Source organism: Vibrio sp. 1180_3, assembly GCF_029478545.1.
Classification (GTDB): domain Bacteria; phylum Pseudomonadota; class Gammaproteobacteria; order Enterobacterales; family Vibrionaceae; genus Vibrio; species Vibrio aestuarianus.
The window spans coordinates 1-297 of sequence record NZ_SJFM01000233.1 but is presented as its reverse complement, the minus strand read 5'-3'; the positions used below and the strand labels follow the sequence as shown (position 1 = coordinate 297).

1 protein-coding gene is annotated in these 297 nt (G+C 45.1%); it reads right to left on the bottom strand.

Annotated features, from left to right (window positions below):
- Positions 1–297: transposase (locus EYW48_RS21705; protein ID WP_277433105.1), on the bottom strand; the 297-nt coding region annotated here is incomplete at both ends.

The following is a 297-nucleotide window of genomic DNA, read 5'->3' as shown; positions in this document are numbered from 1 at the left end:
AAGGTTGCGACGATTTCTCGGGTAGTCATTCCTTTGGCATACAAGCTTAAGATCTTGTCGTCCATCGATTGGAATCGAGTTTGATGCTTACGAACGAGCTTGGGTTCAAAAGACGCGTCACGGTCACGAGGGATTTCTAGCTGGATCTCACCATTGTCAGTAAGTAGGCGCTTAGAAGAGTAGCCATTTCGACTATTACTATCGTTGGTCGGTGAGTGTTTTTCGTAGCCAAGGTGATCATCAAGTTCAGCATTTAAAGCTGTCTCAACCGTCACCTTGGTTAACATTTTCCTGAAG